Annotated in this window: 24 protein-coding genes and 1 rRNA gene; 21 read left to right on the forward strand and 4 right to left on the reverse strand. The window is 51.4% G+C overall.

Annotated elements, in window-relative coordinates; translation table 11 throughout:
• From fdhD to mutY, 3 genes are all read left to right on the forward strand, one after another.
• Window positions 1-792, forward strand: coding sequence for a formate dehydrogenase accessory sulfurtransferase FdhD (gene fdhD, locus JCR24_RS10255; protein ID WP_238980568.1), 792 nt, complete (start codon window positions 1-3; stop codon window positions 790-792).
• Window positions 793-808: 16 nt separating this feature from the next.
• Window positions 809-2,074 carry an L-lactate MFS transporter gene (locus JCR24_RS10260; RefSeq protein WP_014194917.1) on the forward strand — a complete coding sequence of 422 codons (1,266 nt, stop codon included), beginning with the start codon at window positions 809-811 and terminating at the stop codon, window positions 2,072-2,074.
• Window positions 2,075-2,179: 105 nt separating this feature from the next.
• Entirely contained in the window at window positions 2,180-3,280 is a 1,101-nt protein-coding gene (gene mutY / locus JCR24_RS10265) for an A/G-specific adenine glycosylase (protein WP_238980569.1), read from the forward strand.
• On the opposite strand, the gene JCR24_RS10270 is transcribed toward mutY, so the two are convergent.
• On the reverse strand, window positions 3,277-3,501 hold the full coding sequence (locus JCR24_RS10270) for a hypothetical protein (RefSeq protein WP_011229968.1): 225 nt from the start codon (window positions 3,499-3,501) through the stop codon (window positions 3,277-3,279). The genes mutY and JCR24_RS10270 overlap by 4 nt on opposite strands.
• A 60-nt stretch (window positions 3,502-3,561) precedes the next feature.
• Here JCR24_RS10270 and fabL point away from each other — a divergent pair, with 60 nt between their 5' ends.
• The 9 genes from fabL (at window position 3,562) to nikC (ending at window position 11,859) form a co-directional block, all read left to right on the forward strand.
• Window positions 3,562-4,311, forward strand: coding sequence for an enoyl-[acyl-carrier-protein] reductase FabL (gene fabL / locus JCR24_RS10275; protein WP_015373972.1), 750 nt, complete (start codon window positions 3,562-3,564; stop codon window positions 4,309-4,311).
• 58 nt (window positions 4,312-4,369) lie between these two features.
• On the forward strand, window positions 4,370-4,561 hold the full coding sequence (locus JCR24_RS10280; RefSeq protein ID WP_011229970.1) for a gamma-type small acid-soluble spore protein: 192 nt from the start codon (window positions 4,370-4,372) through the stop codon (window positions 4,559-4,561).
• A 227-nt stretch (window positions 4,562-4,788) separates the two neighbouring features.
• Complete coding sequence (locus JCR24_RS10285) at window positions 4,789-4,998, forward strand: YgaB family protein (RefSeq protein ID WP_011229971.1); 210 nt, start codon at window positions 4,789-4,791, stop codon at window positions 4,996-4,998.
• Window positions 4,999-5,132: 134 nt separating this feature from the next.
• Entirely contained in the window at window positions 5,133-5,666 is a 534-nt protein-coding gene (gene ntdP / locus JCR24_RS10290) for a nucleoside tri-diphosphate phosphatase (protein ID WP_011229972.1), read from the forward strand.
• Between the two features lie 588 nt (window positions 5,667-6,254).
• Window positions 6,255-7,280 (forward strand): ABC transporter ATP-binding protein, encoded by a 1,026-nt coding sequence (locus JCR24_RS10295; protein WP_013146309.1) that lies wholly within the window; start codon window positions 6,255-6,257, stop codon window positions 7,278-7,280.
• A complete protein-coding gene (locus tag JCR24_RS10300; RefSeq protein ID WP_020279375.1) occupies window positions 7,246-8,268 on the forward strand; it encodes an ABC transporter ATP-binding protein in 1,023 nt (340 codons plus the stop codon). The genes JCR24_RS10295 and JCR24_RS10300 overlap by 35 nt, the downstream gene beginning before the upstream one ends.
• Window positions 8,265-9,869: an ABC transporter substrate-binding protein gene (locus JCR24_RS10305; RefSeq protein ID WP_013146308.1), complete on the forward strand. Its 1,605-nt coding sequence runs from the start codon at window positions 8,265-8,267 to the stop codon at window positions 9,867-9,869. The genes JCR24_RS10300 and JCR24_RS10305 overlap by 4 nt, the downstream gene beginning before the upstream one ends.
• A 70-nt stretch (window positions 9,870-9,939) precedes the next feature.
• On the forward strand, window positions 9,940-10,944 hold the full coding sequence (locus tag JCR24_RS10310) for an ABC transporter permease (protein ID WP_238980570.1): 1,005 nt from the start codon (window positions 9,940-9,942) through the stop codon (window positions 10,942-10,944).
• Window positions 10,945-10,959: 15 nt separating this feature from the next.
• Entirely contained in the window at window positions 10,960-11,859 is a 900-nt protein-coding gene (gene nikC, locus JCR24_RS10315; RefSeq protein WP_238980571.1) for a nickel transporter permease, read from the forward strand.
• Between the two features lie 13 nt (window positions 11,860-11,872).
• Here nikC and JCR24_RS10320 read toward each other — a convergent pair whose 3' ends face one another.
• Window positions 11,873-12,952 carry an FUSC family protein gene (locus JCR24_RS10320; RefSeq protein ID WP_238980572.1) on the reverse strand — a complete coding sequence of 360 codons (1,080 nt, stop codon included), beginning with the start codon at window positions 12,950-12,952 and terminating at the stop codon, window positions 11,873-11,875.
• Window positions 12,953-13,080: 128 nt separating this feature from the next.
• On the reverse strand, window positions 13,081-14,367 hold the full coding sequence (locus JCR24_RS10325) for a glutamate-1-semialdehyde 2,1-aminomutase (protein ID WP_238980573.1): 1,287 nt from the start codon (window positions 14,365-14,367) through the stop codon (window positions 13,081-13,083).
• A gap of 393 nt (window positions 14,368-14,760) precedes the next feature.
• On the opposite strand from JCR24_RS10325, the gene JCR24_RS10330 reads away from it, so the two are divergent.
• From JCR24_RS10330 to perR, 7 genes are all read left to right on the forward strand, one after another.
• Window positions 14,761-15,765: an ABC transporter ATP-binding protein gene (locus tag JCR24_RS10330; RefSeq protein ID WP_011229976.1), complete on the forward strand. Its 1,005-nt coding sequence runs from the start codon at window positions 14,761-14,763 to the stop codon at window positions 15,763-15,765.
• A complete protein-coding gene (locus JCR24_RS10335) occupies window positions 15,758-16,549 on the forward strand; it encodes an ABC transporter permease (protein ID WP_011229977.1) in 792 nt (263 codons plus the stop codon). Before JCR24_RS10330 ends, JCR24_RS10335 begins: the two co-directional genes overlap by 8 nt.
• A 3-nt stretch (window positions 16,550-16,552) precedes the next feature.
• Window positions 16,553-17,338 carry an ABC transporter permease gene (locus JCR24_RS10340; RefSeq protein WP_011229978.1) on the forward strand — a complete coding sequence of 262 codons (786 nt, stop codon included), beginning with the start codon at window positions 16,553-16,555 and terminating at the stop codon, window positions 17,336-17,338.
• Window positions 17,339-17,483: 145 nt separating this feature from the next.
• The gene (locus tag JCR24_RS10345) at window positions 17,484-18,437 is read left to right on the forward strand and encodes an L-lactate dehydrogenase (RefSeq protein ID WP_011229979.1); all 954 of its coding nucleotides are present in this window, start codon (window positions 17,484-17,486) and stop codon (window positions 18,435-18,437) included.
• Between the two features lie 169 nt (window positions 18,438-18,606).
• Window positions 18,607-19,011: a potassium channel family protein gene (locus tag JCR24_RS10350; protein WP_011229980.1), complete on the forward strand. Its 405-nt coding sequence runs from the start codon at window positions 18,607-18,609 to the stop codon at window positions 19,009-19,011.
• A gap of 66 nt (window positions 19,012-19,077) precedes the next feature.
• Complete coding sequence (bcp, locus tag JCR24_RS10355) at window positions 19,078-19,554, forward strand: thioredoxin-dependent thiol peroxidase (RefSeq protein ID WP_011229981.1); 477 nt, start codon at window positions 19,078-19,080, stop codon at window positions 19,552-19,554.
• A 224-nt stretch (window positions 19,555-19,778) separates the two neighbouring features.
• Window positions 19,779-20,237, forward strand: a complete 459-nt coding sequence (gene perR, locus JCR24_RS10360; RefSeq protein ID WP_020279379.1) for a peroxide-responsive transcriptional repressor PerR — start codon at window positions 19,779-19,781, stop codon at window positions 20,235-20,237.
• A 24-nt stretch (window positions 20,238-20,261) separates the two neighbouring features.
• Here the strand turns inward: perR and JCR24_RS10365 are convergent, their stop codons facing one another.
• On the reverse strand, window positions 20,262-20,615 hold the full coding sequence (locus JCR24_RS10365) for a YgzB family protein (protein ID WP_011229983.1): 354 nt from the start codon (window positions 20,613-20,615) through the stop codon (window positions 20,262-20,264).
• A gap of 375 nt (window positions 20,616-20,990) precedes the next feature.
• On the opposite strand from JCR24_RS10365, the gene JCR24_RS10370 reads away from it, so the two are divergent.
• On the forward strand, window positions 20,991-21,854 hold the full coding sequence (locus JCR24_RS10370; protein ID WP_025039077.1) for a nucleotidyltransferase-like protein: 864 nt from the start codon (window positions 20,991-20,993) through the stop codon (window positions 21,852-21,854).
• A gap of 452 nt (window positions 21,855-22,306) precedes the next feature.
• Window positions 22,307-22,387 (forward strand): 16S ribosomal RNA (locus tag JCR24_RS10375); the annotation flags it as partial.

Below are 22,387 nucleotides of genomic sequence, written 5' to 3' on the forward strand. Positions count from 1 at the left end.
GTGAGCGGGTTTGCGGCGAAACGGCGACCGATTGCGAAATACCGGAACGGGCGCTTTGTTGAGGAAGAGGACGAGATCGCGCTCGAGTTTCCGTTGACCATAACGGTCAATGGCGAGGAGTTTGCGACGATCGTTTGCACGCCGGCGCATCTAGATGAATTGGTAATCGGATTTTTGGCCTCGGAAGGAGTCATTCGGACGTACAGCGACATCAAAGGAATGAGCATTGATGGGGAGCGGGGCTTTGCTTATGTTGAGCTCGCCGCGGGCGGACTGCCGGCCAAACAGTTTTATGCCAAGCGGTTCATCGGCTCGTGTTGCGGAAAAAGTCGGCAGTTTTATTTTTACAATGATGTGAAGACGGCGAAAACGATCGTCGGCGGCATCGCCGTGAAGGCGGATGACTGCATTCGCCTCATGAAAGCGCTGCACGAGCAGTCGACGGACTTTGCGGCAACCGGCGGTCTTCACAACGCCGCGCTCGCCACACCGGACGGGATCGTCGTTGCTCGCTCTGACATTGGGCGTCACAACGCGCTTGATAAGCTGTATGGCTATTGCCTGCGTCATCAAGTTGCAGTGAAAGACAAGCTCATTGTATTCAGCGGCCGCGTCTCGTCGGAAGTGCTGTTAAAGGCGGCGAAAATGGGAGTGAGCGTCCTGCTCTCGAAATCGGCGCCGACGACGCTGGCCTTAGATTTGGCGGATGAACTCGGCATAACAGTGGTTGGCTTTTTGCGCGGGCAAGCGTTTAACGTGTATACGCATGAGAGTCGGATCATAATCGGATGAAAGGGGAGGAGAGTCTGTGAAAAACCGTTGGCTCATTGCGCTATCGGCCGTCGGCATTCATATTTCGATTGGGTCTGTTTATGCGTGGAGCAATTTTACCAATCCATTAAAACAATTGTTTGGATGGTCCGATCAGGAAGTAGCGCTCACGTTCAGCATTGCGATCTTGTTTTTAGGATTGTCGGCTGCGTTCCTTGGCCATTTTGTTGAAAAGCACGGACCGCGGAAATCCGGACTATTGGCCGCCATCTTCTTTGGCCTCGGGGTGACTGGTTCTGGATTAGCTGTTGCTCTCGGTTCCAAGTATCTGCTTTATCTGTTTTATGGCGTTTTAGGTGGGATCGGGCTCGGCGTCGGGTATATTGCGCCAGTGTCAACGCTTGTCAAATGGTTTCCAGACCGGCGCGGGTTGGCTACAGGGCTGGCGATTATGGGATTCGGTTTTGCCGCAGCGATCGCGAGTCCGGTGATGAACAGTTTGATTGCCTCCGTCGGCGTCCAAAATACGTTTTTCATTTTAGGCATTACGTATTTTGTCATTATGACGTTATCTTCTCTTTATTTAGAAAAACCGCCAGAAGGATGGCTGCCGGAAGGATTTCAGGAAAAAGTGAAGGCCGGAAAAGCCAAACCTTCGCTTGATTTGGCGCAGTTGACGGCCAATGAGGCGGTTAAAACAAGACGTTTTTGGTATTTATGGTTCATGTTGTTTATTAACGTGACGTGCGGCATTGCCGTTTTAGCGGTGGCCAAACCGTTGGCGGTGGAAAGCATCGGCATCAGCCAAACGGCCGCGGCGGCATTAGTTGGCGCCATTGGGGTGTTTAACGGGTTAGGGCGCATCGGTTGGGCATCGGCTTCTGATTATATTGGGCGGCCGAATACGTATACGACGTTTTTCGTTTTGCAAATCTTGATTTTCTTCCTGTTGCCGAACGTGTCCATCAAATGGCTGTTTGTTGTGATGCTGACGATTGTGTATACGTGCTACGGCGGCGGATTCGCCTGTATCCCGGCGTATATCGGCGATTTGTTCGGCACGAAGCAGCTTGGCGCCATCCATGGTTATATTTTGACCGCTTGGGCCGCGGCTGGTCTCGTCGGACCGATGTTTGCTGCGTATATTAAAGACACGACCGGTTCTTATGAAGGAAGTTTGGCCTTTTTTGGCGGATTGTTTGTCATCGCTTTCATCATCTCGTTGCTCGTGCGCATCGATATTCGCCGATTGCGCGCCCAGCATGAACAAATCGCCTATGTTTCGGCGGCTAAGGAAAGTTGAGAACGATTTCCTTCCGTCTTCCCTCGGCGTGCGGCAAGCCACGCCGGGGGTTTTTTGATATAATAAGGTGGATATGGATAATAGGCATCATGGGGGAAACGTTGCATGACAAGAGAAACAGAGCGATTTCCAGCGCGCGAGTTTCAGCGCGATTTGCTTGACTGGTTTGCCCGCGAGCGCCGCGACCTGCCGTGGCGGAAAGGCCGCGACCCATATAAAGTATGGGTGTCGGAAGTGATGCTGCAGCAGACACGCGTCGAGACGGTCATTCCGTATTTTGAACAGTTTATCGATCGGTTTCCGACGCTGGAGGCGCTTGCTGACGCTGATGAGGACGAGGTGCTGAAGGCGTGGGAAGGGCTCGGCTATTACTCGCGCGTGCGCCATTTGCACGCGGCGGTGAAAGAAGTGAAAACGCGCTATGGCGGCAAAGTGCCGGACGATCCAGATGAATTTTCTAGGCTGAAAGGAGTCGGACCGTATACGGTCGGGGCGGTGTTGAGCCTCGCTTATGGGGTCCCGGAGCCGGCTGTTGACGGCAACGTAATGCGTGTCTTGTCGCGTCTGTTTCTCGTGACAGACGATATTGCCAAACCGTCGACGAAAAAACGATTTGAACAAATCGTCCGCGAAATTATGGCGTACGAAAACCCGGGAGCGTTTAACGAGGCGCTGATTGAGCTTGGCGCTCTTGTTTGCACACCGCGCCGCCCGTCGTGCCTTCTTTGTCCCGTGCAAGCCTACTGCCAAGCGTTCGCCGAAGGGGTGGCGGAAGAGCTGCCGGTGAAAATGAAAAAAACAGCGGTCAAACAAGTGCCGCTTGCGGTAGCGGTGCTGGCCGATGATGAAGGCCGCGTTCTCATTCGCAAGCGCGACAGCACCGGTTTGCTTGCGAACTTATGGGAGTTCCCCAGCTGCGAAACGGACGGCGCAGATGGAAAAGAGAAGCTCGAGCAAATGGTTGGGGAGCAATACGGTTTGCAAGTGGAGCTTACAGAACCGATCGTTTCGTTTGAGCATGCGTTTTCCCATTTAGTCTGGCAGTTGACCGTGTTTCCCGGCCGTTTGGTTCATGGCGGACCGGTCGAGGAGCCTTACCGGCTTGCGCCGGAAGACGAGTTGAAGGCGTACGCCTTTCCGGTGTCCCATCAACGTGTTTGGCGCGAATATAAAGAATGGGCGGGCGGAGTACGCCGCCCCGATTAATCAGGCACCGGCATCGTGCCGTGTGTATACGTTGCTTCACGGCGCCCAAGGCCGCCGCGCGCTTCGATTTCCTCGATGATTTCGCGGTGAATCGTCTGCCCTTCAACGTTTAAATATGGAGCGATTTGTTGGAACGAATGATGAAAATAAGCGAGTTCGTCATCGGTCCATTCCGTTTTCGGAATCATCGACAGCTCAGTCATATCGCGGCCGACGTACATAGGCAGCCCCTCCCTCATCTATGGAATTCGGCTATATTATATGTATAAGGAGTGAAAAACATGAGCGGAAAAGTAGCAGTGGTCACCGGCAGCAGCCGCGGCATTGGCAAAGCGATCGCTTTGCGGCTGGCCAAGGAAGGATATGATATTGTCGTCAATTACGCCCGCAACAAAACAGCCGCCGAAGAAACGGCGCACGAAATTGAAGGGCTCGGGAGAAAAGCGCTCGTCGTCAAGGCGAACGTCGGCGACGTTGAGAAAATTCACGCCATGTTTGCCCAAATCGATGAGGTGTTCGGGCGGGTCGACGTGCTCGTGAACAACGCCGCATCCGGCGTCTTGCGCCCGGCGATGGAATTGGAAGAAACGCATTGGAACTGGACGATGAATATCAACAGCAAAGCGCTTTTGTTTTGCGCCCAAGAAGCGGCCAAAAGAATGGAGCGGGTCGGCGGCGGGAAAATTGTGAGCATCAGCTCGCTCGGGTCGATCCGCTATTTGGAAAACTATACGGCGGTCGGCGTCTCGAAGGCCGCGCTTGAAGCGCTGACCCGCTACTTGGCTGTCGAGCTGGCGCCGAAAAACATCGCCGTCAACGCCGTCTCCGGCGGAGCGGTCGATACCGATGCGCTGAAGCACTTCCCGAACCGTGAAGAGCTGCTCGCCGACGCGGCTGCGAACACGCCGGCTGGCCGCCCGGTCAAACCCGATGATATCGTCAACGCGGTTTTGTTTTTGCTCTCGGATGCAGCCGAGATGATTCGCGGGCAGACGATCATTGTCGATGGTGGAAGATCTTTACTTTTGTAACGTCAGCGGATAGAACGATCACCCCCGGGGCATAGTAAAGCACGTGGAGGTGAGAACAATGGCCAAACAACCGAACAAAACAGCAGCTGGCACAAACATTCAAGAAGTAAGACAACAAAATGCCCAATCGGCTCAAGCCGCTCAAGCTGGCCAATTTGCGACGGAATTTGCGGCTGAGACGAATGTGCAACACGTAAAACAACAAAATGCGCAAGCGGAAGCCCGCAAAGCGCAAAATGTCAATCAATAACCAACGATCATCCATGGCTGACGCCTGGCGGTTGTGACGACGGCGTATGTTGCTGCAAGAGCGCAGGCGATAGGCCGAAGATGGAAGGAAAAAGCAGGGGCGGCGCGCCTCTGCTTTTTTTGTCGACAAAAGCTGTCATCTCTTTACAAGATTAGTGAAAGGGATTTGTGGGTGCGGGCGCGAAATGATGAAAGGAAATCACACGGCAAAGGGGAAGGGAGAACGGAATGGCGATGGAGCACGCATGGACGAATGTAGGCGACGAGGCGCTGTTTTTGCAACAGGAGATGGAGCGTTGCGAGGAGATCACCCGCCAGTTGGATGAACTTGAACGTGAAGCGCCGACCGCCGCCTTGCGCGAGGAAGTGCGGCAAATGAAACGGGAGGTGGAAGCCATCCGCCGCGCATTTTTAGGGCAGATGGCACCCGGTGTCTGACGGACAGGCTGCGTCCTTGAGCCAACGCGCCAGTTGCCTTTTCCTCAGTAAGGCGGCCTGCTTTTCTTTCCTTTTGCAAAAGGAACAGGGTATAATATAACGAAGAAGCTCCCATCGGAAAGTAGGGAAGAATGATGCCAGTTTACCCTCGGGAAGGGAAAATCATTCAAATCCATAGCTACAAACATAATGGGACGATTCACCGGATTTGGCAGGAAACGGTCGTATTAAAAGGGACGCCATCGTATGTGATCGGCGGCAATAACAAAACACTCGTCATGGAAGCGGACGGCCGGACGTGGGTGACGCGCGAACCGGCGATTTGTTTTTTTCATGCTAAGCATTGGTTTAACATTATCGCCATGATTCGTGAGGACGGGGTGTACTACTATTGCAATTTAAGCTCGCCGTTCGTTTGGGATGAAGAAGCGCTGAAGTACATCGATTATGATTTGGATATTAAAGTGTTTCCCGATATGACGTACATGCTGCTGGATGAAGATGAGTATGAGCGGCATCGCCGCGAAATGCACTATCCCGATGTGATCGACCGCATTTTAAAAAACAACGTTCAAAAACTGATCGGCTGGATTAAGGAGCGGAAAGGGCCGTTTGCGCCCGAGTTCATCGACAAATGGTACGGAGTGTTTCAGGCGTACCAAACGTAAATAGCGGCATGAAAAAAGCCTGTTCGGCATCGCTGGCAGGTTTTTTCTGCTTTTTTGTCGAAAGCGGCACGCATGAAGAGCTGATGGTGAGGCGGGGGATTGTCCTACGGCAGGCTGTCAGTCAAGCCATCCTCGTGCGTCCCACGGTTGGGCTGCCTTGCTAACGCTTATGCTTAAAAGCAGGGGTCTCGATTAGAGATGAGAAATAGCGACATGAAAAATCCTGTTCGCAAGTCGGCAGTTTTTCTGCTTTTTCCCGCATGCATGAGGAATGGCGACGGTCAAGCAGGAGTGATCAGTTGATTTGGAGGCAAAAATGGAATGAGACGTTAGAAATTATGATAAAAAATCTCCATGCGCTATTTTTGCAATCTGTCCGGCGTGAAAATGGTCGTTCAAGGTGCGTGCATCTTTACAACAAATAAGGTCAACGAGGGATTGTTTCATCCCCTCGTTATTTTATTACTTTTCCTTTTTCGATAATTTTAATTTTTTATAATATTATATTGTGTTAGAAAACAATACATGGCATAATTTTATTCAGAGAGCAAAAGTTTCATCAAAATCGAATGAGAGAAGGGGAGCGTGATGGGGGAAAAGATTTTATTGGAAGTTCGTGGGCTTCGGACGTCTTTCTTTACGGATGATGGGGAGATCCCGGCGGTCGATGGTGTAGATTTTTCCATTCGTGAAGGCGAAGTGCTTGGCATTGTCGGGGAGTCCGGGTGTGGGAAAAGTGTGACGTCATTGTCTATTATGGGGTTGTTGCCAAAAGGAATCGGCAAGGTGGTTGGCGGTGAGATTTGGTTTAAAGGCGAGAACTTGATCGAAGCCTCGGAGCGGCGGATGAAGCAAATTCGCGGCAACGAGATCGCGATGATTTTTCAAGAGCCGATGACTTCCTTAAATCCATTGTTTACCATTGGAAACCAATTAGTCGAGGCTATTCGTTTACATACAAAAATAGGGAAAAAAGAAGCGCGAGCGCGGGCGGTGGAGATGCTCAAGCTTGTCGGGCTGCCGCGCGCTGAGCAAATGTTGGACGAATATCCGCATCAGTTGTCTGGCGGCATGCGCCAGCGCGTGATGATTGCGATGGCGATGGTGTGCCGTCCGGCGCTCTTGATCGCGGACGAGCCGACGACGGCGCTTGATGTGACCATTCAGGCGCAAATTTTAGCGCTGATGAAAGAATTGAACCAGACGTTCGGCACGGCAGTGATGATGATCACCCATGATTTAGGAGTTGTCGCTGAACTATGCGATCGCGTCATTGTCATGTACGCTGGCCAAATCGTGGAAGAAGGAAGCGTTCGGGACATTTTCCGCAATCCGAAGCATCCGTACACCGCCGGCCTGATTCGCTCGATCCCGGATATCCGCGGCAAAAAGGAGCGGCTGTATTCCATTCCCGGCCAAGTGCCAAAACCCGGAACGGTCCGCTGCGGCTGTCGGTTTGCCGCTCGGTGCGAATGGGTCGTTGACCGCTGCCGCCACGAAGATCCGCTATTGTACGAAACGAGTGAACAAGGCCATCGCGCCCGCTGTTTTTTGGCGTTAGAGAAGGAGGGGCTGGTTGATGAGCGAGCCGCTGCTCGAAGCGAAAGGGCTTAAAAAATACTTTCCCATTACCGGGGGCGTTTTTGGCAAACAAATTGGGACGGTCAAAGCGGTCGATGATGTGACATTCACCGTGTACCGCGGTGAGACGCTTGGCATTGTCGGCGAGTCGGGCTGCGGCAAGTCGACTACGGGCCGAATGCTGCTGCGGCTCATTGAGCCGACAGACGGTTCGATTCTATTTGAAGGGAAGAATGTAACCGCTTTATCAAAAGCGGAGCTGCGTCGGTTGCGGCGCGATATGCAGATGATTTTCCAAGACCCGTTCGCTTCGCTGAACCCGCGCCATACAGTCGAAAAAATTTTGGAAGAGCCGCTTATCGTCCACGGCATTGGATCAAAAGAGGAACGGAAGCGGCGAGTGCGGGAGATGCTCGAGGTGGTCGGGCTCGGTTCGTATCATGCCAAACGCTATCCCCACCAGTTCAGCGGCGGCCAGCGTCAGCGCATCGGCATCGCGCGGGCGCTGATGACTCATCCGAAGCTGATCATCGCCGATGAACCGGTTTCGGCGCTTGATGTATCGATTCAAGCGCAAGTTCTCAATTTGCTTGAAGATTTGCAAAAGCAGTTTGGGCTTACATATATTTTCATTGCCCATGATTTAGGGGTCGTTCGCCATATCAGCGACCGGGTTGGCGTCATGTATTTGGGTCGTATAGTTGAGCTGGCGGCCAGCGAGTCATTATACGAATCGCCGAAGCATCCGTATACGCAGGCGCTTTTGTCCGCTGTGCCGATTCCAGATCCTGATCATAAAACAGAACGACAGTTGCTCTCCGGCGATTTGCCAAGCCCGGCGAATCCGCCGCAAGGGTGTGCGTTCCATACGCGTTGCGCATCCTGTATGGATATTTGCCGCCAGCGGCGCCCGGAATTGCGAGAAGTGGCCAATGGACATTACGTTGCTTGCCATTTATACGAGCCAACAGGTGAGCAACGTGATGATAAACAAATGAAACACAAGGGGGAAACACGATGAGGAAAAAAACATGGTTTACGTGGCTTGCCATGATGCTGGCAGTCATGCTTGTTTTAGCTGGCTGCGGCAAGTCGAAGCAAACCGCAGGGGGTGGCAGTGACAAACCGTCGACCCAGGATACGCTGGTGTACGGGCGCGGCGGTGATTCGGTGTCGCTCGACCCGGCGACTGTGACGGATGGGGAGTCGCTGAAAGTAACGAAAAACATTTTTGATACGCTCCTTGATTACAACGACAACGATACGTCCGTCAAGCCGGCGTTGGCGACGGAATGGACGATTTCGAAGGATGGACTGACCTATACGTTTAAATTGCGCCAAGGTGTCAAGTTTCATGACGGGACAGAGTTTAACGCCGATGCAGTGGTCTTTAACTTCGAGCGTTGGGCGAACGGCAATGCAGACAAGTTTCCGTATTACGGATCGATGTTTGGCGGTTACAAGCAGGATGACAGCCATGTGATTAAAGAAGTAAAGGCGCTCGACAAGTACACGGTGCAATTTGTGCTGAAACGGCCGCAAGCTCCATTTTTGAAAAATCTCGCCATGACGCCGTTTGCCATCGCCAGCCCAGAAGCCGTGAAAAAATACGGCGACAAGTTTGGCGAACACCCAGTCGGGACCGGCCCGTTCGTTTTTAAAGAATGGAAGCGCAACGAACGGATCGTACTTGAAAAAAATAAGGACTATTGGGAAAAAGGCTATCCAAAGCTGAACCAGCTCATCTTCGTGTCCATTCCGGACAACTCGGCGCGTCTCAATGCGCTCTTAAAAGGCGAAATCGACATCATGGAAGACTTGAATCCGACGGACTTAAAACAAGTGGAAGGAAACAAAGAGTTTCAAATTTTCAAGCGCCCGTCGATGAACGTCGCCTATGTCGGACTGACGGCGACGAGAGGGCCGCTGAAAAACAAGTTGGTTCGCCAAGCGTTGAACTACGCGGTTGATAAGAAAGCGATCATCGATGCGTTTTACGCCGGCCAGGCGGAACCGGCGAAAAACCCGATGCCGCCCAGCATCCCGGGATACAACGATGCGATTCAAGACTATCCGTTTGATTTGAATAAAGCGAAAGAGCTGCTGGCGAAAGCGGGTTATCCGAATGGCTTTGAAATCGAACTGTGGGCGATGCCGGTGCCGCGTCCGTATATGCCGGACGGGCAAAAAATCGCTGAGGCCATTCAAGCGAATTTTGCCAAAATCGGCGTGAAAGCGAAAATCGTGACGTATGAATGGGCGACCTATTTAGACAAGCTCGCCAAAGGGGAAGCGGACGCCTTCCTGCTCGGCTGGACGGGCGACAACGGCGACGCGGATAACTTCTTGTATGCGCTCCTTGACAAAGACAGCATTGGCAGCAACAACTACACCTATTTCTCGAATGATGAGCTGCATAAAATTTTGGTCGAAGCGCAAACGGTGAGCGATGAAAACAAACGGAACGAGCTGTATAAAAAAGCGCAAGAGATCATTAAAGAAGAAGCGCCATGGATTCCGCTCGTCCATTCAACTCCGCTGTTGGCCGGCAAGGCGAATATCCAAGGCTTTAACCCGCACCCGACCGGTTCGGATAAGTTTACGAAAGTCGAGTTTAAATAATCGACTGAGAGAGGGGAAGGAGCGCATCTTCCCCTCTTTGTTTGCCGCATGTTAAGGGAGGGAGAGTCAGGTGCTGTCGTATGCTGTGAGAAGGGTGCTGATGGTGATCCCGGTGTTGTTTGGCATGTCGCTTGTCGTCTTTTTTATGATCCGAGCCATTCCAGGCAACCCGGCGCAAGTCATTTTAGGGCAAAAAGCGACGAAAGAGGCTGTAGCGGCTTTGACCCATAAGCTTGGGTTAGATGAGCCATGGTATGTGCAGTATGTCAAATACATCGGCGGCTTGCTGCACGGTGACTTAGGCGAGTCGATCCGCACCGGCGCCCCCATCGCCGAAGAAATTTGGCCGTATTTAGCGGCGACGATCGAACTGTCGCTGGCGGCGATGCTGATTGCGGTGATCATTGGCGTGAACGCCGGCATTATTAGCGCTTGGTTTCAAAATTCATGGTTTGATTATATTGCGATGGTGTTGGCATTGATTGGTGTTTCCATGCCGATCTTTTGGCTTGGCTTAATGGAGCAGTGGCTGTTTTCGATTGAACTTGATTGGCTGCCGACGTCCGGTCGCGAGGACGTACGCAACCCTGTTGAGCCGATCACTCATCTTTATCTGATCGATACCCTTCTGTCTGGGAACACCGATCAGTTTTGGCAAGTGGTGCAGCATCTTGTCTTGCCGAGCATGGCGCTGGCGACGATCCCGATGGCGATTATTGCTCGCATGACGCGTTCGAGCATGTTGGAAGTGATGAAATCCGACTACATTCGCACCGCTCGTGCGAAAGGATTAAGCATGTTTTGGGTCGTGTACAAACATTCGTTGAAAAACGCCATTATTCCCGTGTTGACGGTCATTGGGCTGCAAACAGGACTGCTGCTTGGCGGTGCGATTTTGACGGAAACGATTTTCAGCTGGCCCGGCATCGGACGCTATATTTATGATGCAATCGGGTATCGGGATTATCCGGTGATCCAATCGGGCATTTTGATCATTGCCACCATTTTTATTTTTATTAATTTGATCGTTGATTTACTTTATGCGATCATTGATCCGCGCATTAAGTACAATTAAGGAGGGAGGGCGCCTATGGCTGAACTAGCGCGCACGCCGGCAACACCGCCGGCGGCGATTAGGGAGACGGAATCGGTTTCTTTATGGAAAGAAGCATGGCGGCGGTTTCGAAAAAATAAAATCGCCTTGGTCGGTGCTGGGATCGTTTTGTTTTTTATCCTTGTCGCCATCTTGGCGCCGTGGCTGGCGCCGTATGATTACAAGGAACAGCAATTGGCCGAGCGGTTGCAGCCGCCTTCTGGGGAGCATTGGTTCGGCACCGATGATTTTGGCCGCGACATTTTTTCCCGCGTGATATATGGAGCCCGCATTTCCCTGTGGGTCGGATTTTTTTCCGTGCTCGGCTCGGTCATGGTTGGTTCGCTGCTTGGCATTATCGCCGGCTACTATGGGCGCTGGATTGATGGGGTGATTTCGCGTTTGTTTGACATTATGCTGGCGTTTCCGAGCATTTTATTGGCGATCGGCATCGTCGCTGTGCTCGGGCCGTCTTTGCAAAACGCCCTCATCGCCATCGCTGTCATTAATGTACCGAACTTTGGGCGGCTCATCCGTTCTCGCGTGCTAAGCATTAAGCAAGAAGAATACATTATGGCAGCGAAAGCGATCGGCATGAGCGACTGGCGCATTTTAATCCATCATATTTTGCCCAACAGCCTCGCGCCGATCATCGTTCAAGGGACACTGGCGATCGCCACCGCCATTATCGAAGCGGCCGCACTTGGCTTTTTAGGCTTGGGGGCGCAGCCGCCCAATCCGGAGTGGGGGAAAATGCTATCGGACGCCAAAGATTTCTTGACTCAGGCGCCGTGGACGATGATTTTCCCTGGATTGGCGATCATGCTGACGGTGCTTGGCTTTAACTTAATGGGCGACGGGCTGCGCGATGCGCTTGACCCACGGATGAAAAATTGAAGCAGGCGGTCCGCTACGAGCGGCCGCCTGCTGACTTTTCCAGCTCTTTTTCCAGCGTGTCATCGTAATGGTAATGGTGGAAACTATCGATAAGCTTGTCTAAATGTTCGAGGCGATCCCCATAATCCATGATCGCTCCGATTAAAGAAAACAACCGATAATCGCCCGGCGGCTGGCCGTCCGCATAAAAGGCGGAAGTGAGCCGCTCGCGCTGATGATGAATTTCCTCGGCCCGTCTGCTGTGAGGGAGCGGCTTTGCCTTATGGATAAATTTCAGCAACAGCTGCTCATGGTAGTCAAGCAAGCAGCCAAGGTGCAGGCAAACGGCTTGACGAAGCTCGGCGGGCAAGCGGCTGAACTCGTTTTCGAGCCGGTGCAGCCATTTTAAGACAGATAAAGCCCGATCGGCCGCTGCTATCATTTGCCGGTACAACACGAGCTTGCGAGATTTTTGGAAGCGTTGGCGCCGAAAATACGTGCGCTCTTCTTTGTACATAAAATATAGATGCTCGAGTTTGGTCATTTCTTCGTGTCGTGCTTCAATTTCTTCCTTCAAATGGTGATGGTCGGCTGCCTGCTGTTTATGCAGGCGGATCCATTTTAAAATGACCTCTGTTTCTTCGCTGATTTTTTCATATACCTTTTTTTCGTACTTGGGCGGCAAGAAAATCAAGTTGACGACAAAGGCGGCGAAAATGCCGAGCATCATCGTTAAAAAGCGAATGGCCGCAAATTCGATAAATTGGCGGTCTGTATATTCCATAATGGCAATGACTGTGACAAGCGCTACGGAAATCGTCGATGATTCAAGACGCATTTTCAGACAAATGGCGATGACGATCATCAGTGTCAAACCGACGACCAACGGATCGCGCCCAAGGATGAAAACCGCCGCGATCGCGAACAAGGCGCCGATCACATTCGCTTGCACTTGCTCGATCAGCGATAAATAGGAGCGGTAAATGGTCGGCTGCATGGCGAACACAGCGGAAATGCCGGCGAACGCCGGCGATGGAAGCTGGAAGAGCGCTGCTAAGAACAAGGCGAGCGCCACTGCGATCCCCGTTTTAAAAATGCGGGCACCGAGTTTCATCTATGATCAAAACTCTCCTTTTTGTTTTGGTGAACCATTCAGTACTATACACAGTTTCATCCTATGTGCGCAAGGAAAAAATATAACGCCCCGCTGGTAAAGGCGGGGCGTTGGGAAATTTCTGGTGTTCAAAGCTGTCGGAACGCCTTGCCGACCGCGTCGATCGTGTAGGCGATGTCGTCTTCCGTATGGGCGAGGGTGATAAACCATGCTTCGTATTTCGACGGCGCGAGATTGATCCCTTGTTTGAGCATGAGCTTGAAAAATTTCGCAAACAACTCGCCGTCGCTGCGCTGGGCTTGCTTGTAGTTTTCCACTTTTTCGTCAGTGAAGAAGACGGTGAGCGCGCCTTTTAAGCGGTTGACGGTCACCGGCAGGCCGCATTGGCGAGCATGGGCCAGGATGCCTTCTTCCAGCATTGCTCCCAATCGGTCGAGATGCTCATAGACACCCTCTTGTTTCAACACTTCAAGGCAGGCGATGCCAGCGAGCATCGACGCCGGGTTGCCGGCCATCGTCCCGGCCTGGTACGCTGGTCCGAGCGGAGCGACTTGTTCCATAATGTCTTGGCGTCCACCGTACGCCCCGATCGGCAAGCCTCCGCCGATGATTTTCCCCATCGCCGTCAAGTCGGGCTCCACACCGAGCAAGTTTTGCGCTCCGCCGTACATAAAGCGGAAGGCGGTGATCACTTCGTCGTAAATGACGAGCGCCCCTTCCTTGTGGGCAATCTCATTGATCGCTTCTAAAAAGCCCGGTTTTGGCAGGACGATGCCGAAGTTGCCGACGATCGGCTCGACGAGGACCGCTGCGACTTGCTCGCCCCAAACGTTCATCGCTTCGCGGAACGATTCGACATCGTTGTATGGCACGGTAATGACTTCTTGGGCGATGCTCGGCGGCACGCCGGCTGAGTCCGGCGTCCCCAACGTCGATGGCCCCGAGCCGGCGGCGACGAGCACAAGGTCCGAATGGCCATGGTAGCAGCCTTCGAATTTGACGATTTTGCTTCGTCCGGTGTAGGCGCGGGCGACGCGGATCGTGGTCATCACCGCCTCTGTTCCCGAGTTGACAAACCGCACTTTCTCGAGCGACGGGATCGCCTCTTTTAACATTTTGGCAAACGTGATCTCATGCGGCGTTGGCGTGCCGTACAACACACCGGTCTCGGCGGCGCGGCGGATGGCTTCCGCGATGTGTGGATGGGCGTGCCCGGCGATGATCGGTCCGTAGGCGGCCAAGTAGTCGATGTACTTGTTTCCATCCACATCCCAAAAGTAGGCTCCTTGCGCCCGCTCCATCACGACTGGCGCACCGCCGCCGATCGCTTTGTATGAGCGGGACGGGCTGTTCACTCCACCAACAATGTGCTGGAGCGCTTCTTCATATAATTGTTCTGATTTGGTCCACTGCATTGTTTGATCCTCCTGTTTCCGCTGACTGCCTCTTTATATAGTAAACCGAGAAGACTCAAACTTCAATGCTATAGGTGTAAAGCGGGAGACGGATCGGTTTCTCCCATCATTGACGTGCCGATTCGAAAAAATCCGACAGGAAATCGTTTGTTTCCGTATGGGCGGAACTGACATCCAACTGTTGCCGACGGTCGATCGGCGAGTGGGCATTGATTTAGGATAAAAGCATTTTGCCGTTCTTTCCAAATCGGAGGCGGCGCCTAACGCAATGGCGTCAACAGACTGGAAAACAAAAAAGATGAAAATGGCGGCGATTCATGTATAATGCAACATAGGAGAAGGGCGCAAGCCGCCTTTTTCCTTTGACGCCAAGGAGAGGTCAGGAGGAGAACGATGAACGCGATTGAAGTAGAACATTTGCGCAAAGAATTTAAAGTGCACAAAAGCCGCTCCGGCCTTGTCGGAGCGTTTCGCGATTTATGGACGCGCCGTTATACGCTCGTTCGAGCGGTTGATGACATTTCGTTTGCTGTTAAGCAAGGGGAAATCGTCGGCTATATCGGCGAAAACGGCGCCGGCAAATCCACGACGATCAAAATGTTGACCGGCATTTTAACGCCAACGTCTGGGCGCATTGTCGTCAACGGGATGAATCCCCATAAAGAGCGGGAAAAATTCGTGCGCACGATCGGTGTCGTGTTCGGCCAGCGTTCGCAATTATGGTGGGACATCGCTGTTCAAGAGTCGTTCCGGCTGTTGAAAAAAGTGTACCGCGTCTCGGACGAGCAATATCGCCGCCATATGGCCGAGGTGATTGACATGCTTGAGATCGGCCCGCTGCTTGATAAGCCGGTGCGCAAGCTGTCGCTTGGCCAGCGGATGCGCTGTGAGCTTGCCGCCGCGCTCATTCACAACCCGCCGCTGTTGTTTTTGGATGAACCGACGATCGGCCTTGATGTGCTTGTCAAACTCAACATCCGCCAGTTTTTAAAGCAATTGAATGAACGGTATGGCACGACGATCCTGCTGACGACGCACGATATGTCAGACATTGAAGCGCTTTGCGAGCGGGTCATTATGCTCGATGAAGGGAAAATCATTTACGACGGGTCGCTTGAGCGCCTGAAAGAAAGATGGGGCCAAGGAAAACGGGTCGCCTTTACGTTTGCCGAAGCGGTGACGGCCGCTTTTTTGCAGCAGTTGACTGAAGGGTTGGATGTTGTTTGGAAAAAAGGTGAACAGCCAAACGTTTGGGTCTCGCACGTTCCATCAGGAGGCGTGCCGGAAGTTGTCAGTCGCGTCGCTGCCCGTTGTGCGTTAAATGACATCCATATTCACGAAGTGCCGACGGAGGAGATCATCCGCAATATTTATGAGGAAGGTGCGGTTCATGGGTAAGTATGTCGAAATGGTCCGCATCCGCTTTTTAATGATGCTCGCCTACCGGACAAACTATTACACTGGCATTTTGATTTACGCCATTAACATCGCAGCGTATTACTTCCTTTGGTCGGCTATTTATGGCGGCAAATCATCGATGCAAGGGATGTCGCTTGGGCAAATGACGACGTATGTCGCCATTTCCTGGCTGGCGCGGGCGTTTTATTTTAACAACCTTGACCGTGAAATCGCCATGGAAATCCGCGATGGAAAAGTAGCGATTGAACTGATCCGCCCGTACAGCTATTTAGGGATGAAAGCTGTGCAAGGGCTTGGCGAAGGGCTGTTTCGCCTTTTCTTTTTATCGCTGCCTGGGCTTTTGGTCGTATCGCTTTTTTTGCCGCTTCAGTTTCCGGGACACGCCAAAACGTGGCTGTCTTTCGGCTTGTCGCTTCTATTCAGCTTTATCATTTTTTCGGAGCTGAACTTGCTTGCGGGGGTTGTGACGTTCTTTACGTTCCGAAATGAAGGGTTGCTTAGGGCGAAGCGGTTTATCATCGACTTGTTTTCTGGGCTCATTTTGCCGCTTTCCTTTTATCCTGATTGGGCGCAACGGGCGATGATGTATTTCCCGTTTCAAGCCATCAGCTACATCCCAAGCATGATCATGACAGAAAGTTTTAAAGGTGCTGCTGTCCGTGATGGCCTGCTTCTGCAGGCAACGTGGTGCATCGTATTGCTTTTTCCGATTGGATGGTTATGGAGAGCGGCGAAAAAGCGTCTTGTTGTGCAAGGGGGGTAAACGTTGTTTTACGTATCGGTTTTTTTTCAATACATGGCGCAATATATGAAGACAAAGCTGCAATATCGAGCCGATTTGTTCGTGGAGTGGCTGTCTGACTTTATGGCTCAGGCGGTCAACTTGGTATTTTTGCTGGTTGTGTTCGGCCATACGACGCTGCTTCACGGCTGGTCGCGCGATGAGATTTTGTTTATTTACGGTTTTTTTCTTGTTCCATATGCCGTATTTGGCGCCTTTTTTAACCTTTGGGATTTTAATGAACGATATATTGTGCAGGGGGAAATGGATCGCGTGTTGACGCGCCCGCTAAACAGCCTGTTTCAAATTGTTTTGGAGCGGATGGAGCTCGAATCGTTGCTTGGCGCTGTGCCCGGGCTGATCATTATGCTGTATGCCGGCAGCCGCTTGTCTCTTTCATTTCATTGGTATGATGTCTTCGTGTTTATTTTGTTTGTCATTGGCGGTGCATTGATTTATGCCGGCATTTTCATTTCACTGGCGACGATCAGTTTTTTTGCCGACGCCCGCACATCCATCATGCCGATGATGTACAACATCAGCAGCTATGGCCGCTACCCGATCGATATTTATCATCGCGTCATCCGCTATATTTTAACGTGGGTGCTGCCGTTTGCCTTTGTCGGCGTTTATCCAGCTGCTTATTTTCTTGATAAAAAGGAATGGTACAGTTATGCCTTTTTCACCCCAGTGGTCGGCATGGTTTGCTTCACCGTTTCGGTCATGCTTTGGAACGCCGGGGTGAGACGATATCGCGGGACGGGGAGCTAGGCGCCCCGCCCGTTTTTGTTCATTTGCCATCAAAATGACAAACAATGGTCAAGCAATCGACACAACCTTGTCTGTATCGTTAGCATGTTGTGGCGTAAAATAAAATGTGAATATATTCACAAAAAGGAAGAAGAGGTGAATAGTGATGAAAAACGGGAGAGGAAATCGGGTAGCGGTCGTCGGCACCGGGTTTGTCGGCGCCAGTTATGCGTTTGCCTTAATGAATCAAGGGATTGCCGATGAGATCGTGCTCATCGATGCAAATGAAAACAAGGCTGAGGGCGATGCGATGGACTTCAACCATGGGAAAGTATTTGCGCCGAAGCCGGCTGACATTTGGCACGGCGATTACGATGATTGCCGCGATGCCGATTTGGTTGTCATTTGCGCCGGCGCCAACCAAAAACCGGGCGAGACGCGGCTTGATCTTGTGGACAAAAACATTGCCATTTTCCGCTCGATCGTTGAGTCGGTCATGGCATCCGGATTTCAAGGACTGTTTCTCGTCGCCACCAATCCGGTCGACATTTTAACGTACGCGACGTGGAAATTCAGCGGCCTGCCGCAAGAGCGAGTAATCGGATCGGGCACGATTTTGGACACGGCGCGGTTCCGCTTCTTGTTGGGCGACTATTTCGCCGTCGCCCCGACGAACGTGCACGCCTATATTATCGGCGAACATGGCGACACTGAACTCCCGGTCTGGAGCCAGGCTGATATCGGCGGCGTGCCGATCCGCAAGCTGGTCGAGTCCAAAGGGGAAGAAGCGCAAAAAGAGCTCGAGCGCATTTTTGTCAATGTGCGCGATGCCGCCTACCAAATTATTGAGAAAAAAGGAGCGACGTACTACGGGATTGCTATGGGGCTTGCCCGCGTGACGCGCGCCATTTTGCATCATGAAAATGCCATTTTGACCGTTTCCGCTTACTTGGACGGCCCATACGGCGAACGCGATGTCTACATCGGTGTGCCTGCTGTGATCAACCGAAATGGCATCCGCGAAGTGATTGAAATTGAACTTGACGAGGAGGAGAAAAAATGGTTCCACCGTAGTGCTGCGACGTTAAAAGGTGTATTGGCGCGCTATTTTGCTCAGTAAAGCGCAACGATTGGCTTCATCTGACGGGACGCTGGCTTGTCAAATGGGTCGGGCGATCCGGTGGAATACAGGAGTGCTGCCGATTCAAGCAGGGTGCGGAGGGTCATGCGGTATAATCGCCCGGTTGTCCGCGTATATATGAACGACGGACAAAAATGGGGGGAACGTGATGGATTACGCCTTCCTTGGCATTGTTGCCGCCGTACTGCTCGGCAGCATCACCTCGCTTTGGACAGTGCGCGTGCAAGCGACGCATCGCCTGTCACTCGATAGCTTATGGGTTCTCGTCCAATGGTATTTAACGATGTTGCTCGGTTTTGCCATGATTTATATGATTTTGCAAGTAAACGGCCATGCTGTGTTTACCCCATCCCCAAATAGCGCATCGAAAGATCGTTTGTCGCTGCTTGAAGACAGCTTGTATTTAAGCGGTATGACGCTTTTGTCGGTCGGATACGGTGATGTCACTCCGATCGGCGTCGGGCGGTGGATCGCCATTGCCGAAGCGCTGCTCGGCTACATTATGCCCGCTGTCATCGTGACGCGCACCGTGTTTGACTGGGATCATCGCTGATATGAGTTGCAATTTCCCTTCGTCTTCGCTACGCTAAAAGAAAACGAAGAAGACGGGGGGAACGACATGACGATTGCCATTGGCCAGCCAGCTCCAGATTTCACCTTGCCGGCAAGCAATGGGAAAATGGTTTCGCTGTCTGATTTTCGCGGCCGGTATGTGGTGCTTTACTTTTATCCAAAAGACATGACCCCGGGGTGCACAGCCGAAGCGTGCGACTTTCGCGATCGCCATGCGCAGTTCGCTGAGTTGAACGCCGTCATTTTAGGAGTGAGCACCGACCCGATGAATCGGCATGAGGCGTTTATCGAAAAATATGAGTTGCCATTTTTGCTTCTTTCTGATGAGCGGCATGAAGTGGCCGAGCTGTATGGGGTATGGAAGAAAAAGAAAAATTTCGGCAAGGAATATATGGGCATTGATCGCTCGACATTCATTATCGCCCCCGACGGAACGTTGGTCCAAGAATGGCGCGGGGTGAAAGTGAAGGGGCATGTCGATGAGGCGCTTGCGGAAGTCGCCCGACTAGCGTCATCTAGGTAAGCGTCCAGACAATGTACATCGTTTGGCGTATGATACATAGTAACCTCCTCAAATGAATGACATAAGAGGCGGAAACAATTTCCGCCTCCTTTTTTTGTTAAAATGGCGTCTGAGCCCATATATTAATGGCATCTATATTGACAAATGGCATGTATTCTTTGTAGACTAATTATAAATATTATAAAGTGATAATTTTTTTCACCTTTGCACAGAGAGTGAGGTGCATGACGGTGTCTGACAACGAGCAACTGAAGGAAGCGCTTGACATGCTGAAAAAGACTGGCATACGCATCACGCCGCAGCGTCATGCGATATTGGAGTATTTGATCAGCTCGATGTCCCATCCGACGGCTGATGAAATATACAAAGCGCTGGAAGGGAAATTCCCAAACATGAGTGTAGCTACCGTCTACAATAACTTGCGCGTCTTTAAGGAAATCGGGCTTGTCAAAGAGCTGACGTACGGCGATTCGTCAAGCCGGTTTGACTTCGTCACTTCCAATCATTATCACGTCATCTGTGAAGAGTGCGGCAAAATTGTCGATTTCCACTATCCAGCGCTTGATGAAGTCGAGCAGCTTGCCGCTCACGTCACCGGCTTTAAGGTCGACCATCATCGCATGGAAGTGTACGGAGTCTGCCCTGACTGTCAAAAAAGCGGGGCGCCGGCGCATTCGCATTAAAAAGCTGATAGCACAAGGCGGCTATCAGCTTTTTCTTTTTTTGTTGTACTTTTCGTCAAACTCTTTTCCTTCCAGTTCGCGGTCTAACGTCAACGGTTCACGGCAAAACATGCATAAATCGACGCGTCCGAGCATTTTTGTCACTTTGCCGCACGACGGGCAAACAACTTGGACGGCTCTCGTCGAGAGTGTGCCGATCCAAAAATATACAATGCCACTGGCGACAAGAAACAACATCCCAAACAACATAAACAACGTCATGATGACCGGGGACGTACGAAAAAACAGCCCAAGATACATGACAATGACACCGATAAAAATCAAGCTTAAGGCGAAAGTGCGAATTTTGTTGATTTTGCTCGAATATTTGATGCTCATCACAGTCCCTCCTACATAGACCACTATACCATAAAACGGGGTCCCATCGCGAAGAAGAAATCAACAAAATCGACGTTTTAAAGAAAGGAATTCCTCTTTTTTTGTCGAATAACGAATGACGGCAACAAACGACAGCTTCATGGATGCAAGCATTCTGGTCTTTCTGAAATGAAACAGGCGTTGACAGCATTGTTTGAACATCTGCACAAACGCAATGTGATGATTGATGATGGTGGAAGGGAGGAAAAAACGTTGCAGAAAAAACAGCCGGCTCAAAATAGGAACGTATGGTTGTCTGTCAATCGATATGTTGGGATATCTGAGGGATTTGTCCGCCCGGATATCGCGGCCGGCTTTCTGCAACGGACGCGAGGTATGAAAGAATTGCTGCATCCCATCTGTCACGAATGGGCAAACCGCTGCAACACGCACGGAATTTTAATGATTGAAAAAACGGCTTGCCATGCAGCAACAACGGATACGTTTGATGTCGTGCTGCTCGTCATTGTCGACCCGCAAAGCGAGCCTATGCTTCTCAGACAGTATTCACTAAACGAGAAAAAGGCGGTGCTTTATGCAGTCAGTGAACGGCAGTTAAATGAATGGCTTGTTCTCGGGTCACATCGAAAGGCGGTCGACTGGGTGTTCAACGGAACGGTCGTGTTTGACCGAAACGGCTATGTTCAGCAGTTGCGCCAGCGCCTTGAGCAATTCCCGCCTAAAGAACGGCGATTGAAAATGGGACTCGAGTTTGCCAAACTGATCCGCCATTATACAGATGGCAAGGCGCTGTTTGCCGCCAAGCATTGGCTCGACTCATACAACCATATGGTGCAAGCCCTCCATCATTTGGCGCGATTGACCGTGATCGAGCACGGACTTTACCCGGAAGTGACCGTATGGAATCAAGTCAAGCGAATGGATGGAAGGATTTATAAACTGTATGAAGAACTCGTTGGAAGTGAAGAACCGCTTCCGAAACGGCTGGAACTTTTGTTGCTGGCCAGTGAATTTTTGATTCATTCTTACGTAGAATCAGGTTCCTCTCATTTATGCGAAGCGCTGAAAGAAAAAAATGGTGCTTGGAGCATTGAGGAAATGACCGGTCATCCGCAGTTTGCGCCTTACTCGGTTGATCTTGTTATCATGCTTGAGTATCTTGTCGAAAGGAAAGTGCTAACCGTCGTGGAAATGCCGACAAAAGGAAATACAATGCTCGAACGGTATTACACGTTGTAAAAAAAAGAATTTTGACGGTCCCCTTCTGCTGATCCCCAAAAATGGAAGGGAGCCGGTGAGAGGATGGATGCTATTAGGAATTTCATTGTGTTTATACAAATGTCAGTTGCCAAGATCATTGAAGGAAGGAGGCAACCCGGCCGAAAAAAGCTCTTGACTTCCTTGTCGAACGATGATATATTTTAAATCGCTGTCGCGCCGGGAAAATGTTGCGGAGCGGTATGAATAAAAGGCTGTTGACAACGAACAATAAAAATGCTATGATGTAAGGGCCGCTTTAGGAAGCGGAAAACACATTTGCGTTTGAGGGAGTCCAGAGGAGTTGGATTCCTCGGCGCAAGACTGCAACGAAGCAAGTTCAAGAAGAGGTCTCGTTCCTTGAAAACTGAACGAAACGAAGCGCAATAGAAAAGCGGAGGCCGCATTGGCCAAAGCAAAAGCCAATCAACTTTCTTTTGGAGAGTTTGATCCTGGCTCAGGACGAACGCTGGCGGCGTGCCTAATACATGCAAGTCGAGCGGACCAAATCGGAG

The organism is Geobacillus sp. YHL, from assembly GCF_022341265.1.
Taxonomy (GTDB): domain Bacteria; phylum Bacillota; class Bacilli; order Bacillales; family Anoxybacillaceae; genus Geobacillus; species Geobacillus thermoleovorans.

Coding starts and splice junctions, on each gene's coding strand:
- nikC (WP_238980571.1), top strand. CDS start 10,960: ATGGCTGAACTAGCGCGCACGCCGGCAACACCGCCGGCGGCGATTAGG.
- JCR24_RS10285 (WP_011229971.1), top strand. CDS start 4,789: ATGGCGATGGAGCACGCATGGACGAATGTAGGCGACGAGGCGCTGTTT.
- JCR24_RS10320 (WP_238980572.1), bottom strand. CDS start 12,952: ATGAAACTCGGTGCCCGCATTTTTAAAACGGGGATCGCAGTGGCGCTC.
- ntdP (WP_011229972.1), top strand. CDS start 5,133: ATGCCAGTTTACCCTCGGGAAGGGAAAATCATTCAAATCCATAGCTAC.
- JCR24_RS10350 (WP_011229980.1), top strand. CDS start 18,607: ATGGATTACGCCTTCCTTGGCATTGTTGCCGCCGTACTGCTCGGCAGC.
- JCR24_RS10295 (WP_013146309.1), top strand. CDS start 6,255: ATGGGGGAAAAGATTTTATTGGAAGTTCGTGGGCTTCGGACGTCTTTC.
- perR (WP_020279379.1), top strand. CDS start 19,779: ATGACGGTGTCTGACAACGAGCAACTGAAGGAAGCGCTTGACATGCTG.
- JCR24_RS10270 (WP_011229968.1), bottom strand. CDS start 3,501: ATGTACGTCGGCCGCGATATGACTGAGCTGTCGATGATTCCGAAAACG.
- JCR24_RS10300 (WP_020279375.1), top strand. CDS start 7,246: ATGAGCGAGCCGCTGCTCGAAGCGAAAGGGCTTAAAAAATACTTTCCC.
- JCR24_RS10370 (WP_025039077.1), top strand. CDS start 20,991: ATGAAAGAATTGCTGCATCCCATCTGTCACGAATGGGCAAACCGCTGC.
- bcp (WP_011229981.1), top strand. CDS start 19,078: ATGACGATTGCCATTGGCCAGCCAGCTCCAGATTTCACCTTGCCGGCA.
- JCR24_RS10325 (WP_238980573.1), bottom strand. CDS start 14,367: ATGCAGTGGACCAAATCAGAACAATTATATGAAGAAGCGCTCCAGCAC.
- JCR24_RS10330 (WP_011229976.1), top strand. CDS start 14,761: ATGAACGCGATTGAAGTAGAACATTTGCGCAAAGAATTTAAAGTGCAC.
- mutY (WP_238980569.1), top strand. CDS start 2,180: ATGACAAGAGAAACAGAGCGATTTCCAGCGCGCGAGTTTCAGCGCGAT.
- JCR24_RS10345 (WP_011229979.1), top strand. CDS start 17,484: ATGAAAAACGGGAGAGGAAATCGGGTAGCGGTCGTCGGCACCGGGTTT.
- JCR24_RS10280 (WP_011229970.1), top strand. CDS start 4,370: ATGGCCAAACAACCGAACAAAACAGCAGCTGGCACAAACATTCAAGAA.
- JCR24_RS10365 (WP_011229983.1), bottom strand. CDS start 20,615: ATGAGCATCAAATATTCGAGCAAAATCAACAAAATTCGCACTTTCGCC.
- JCR24_RS10335 (WP_011229977.1), top strand. CDS start 15,758: ATGGGTAAGTATGTCGAAATGGTCCGCATCCGCTTTTTAATGATGCTC.
- fabL (WP_015373972.1), top strand. CDS start 3,562: ATGAGCGGAAAAGTAGCAGTGGTCACCGGCAGCAGCCGCGGCATTGGC.
- JCR24_RS10305 (WP_013146308.1), top strand. CDS start 8,265: ATGAGGAAAAAAACATGGTTTACGTGGCTTGCCATGATGCTGGCAGTC.